Origin of the sequence: Dolichospermum circinale AWQC310F (assembly GCF_000426925.1) — a bacterium.
GTDB classification, from domain to species: Bacteria; Cyanobacteriota; Cyanobacteriia; order Cyanobacteriales; family Nostocaceae; genus Dolichospermum; species Dolichospermum circinale.
This window is the reverse complement of sequence record NZ_KE384663.1, coordinates 244658-244927: the sequence shown is the minus strand read 5'-3', so window position 1 is coordinate 244927 and position 270 is coordinate 244658. Positions and strand designations below refer to the sequence as shown.

1 protein-coding gene is annotated in these 270 nt (G+C 42.2%); it reads left to right on the top strand.

Going from position 1 to position 270, the window contains the following annotated elements; genetic code table 11:
* A partial coding sequence (locus tag ACIR310F_RS21195; protein ID WP_196803145.1) for a PPC domain-containing protein occupies nucleotides 1–270 on the top strand: 270 nt, incomplete at both ends.

Sequence of the window (270 nt, the reverse complement as noted above, 5' to 3'; positions counted from 1 at the left end):
CCTGTTGATAATGCGGGAAATACCCTAGCTACAGCCCGTGCTGTTGGTGCATTAACAGCAACTCAAAGTTTTAGTGACTGGGTAGGAAGTGCTGATACTAACGATTACTATAGTTTCAATGTGGGAACACAAAGTAACTTTAGTTTGAGTTTAACAGGCTTGAGTGCCGATGCGGATGTTCAATTACTCAATAGTTCGGGTGGTGTAATTACCAGTTCTACTGCTGGTGGTAATACTTCTGAATCTATTACTAGTCAGTTGAGTGCGGGT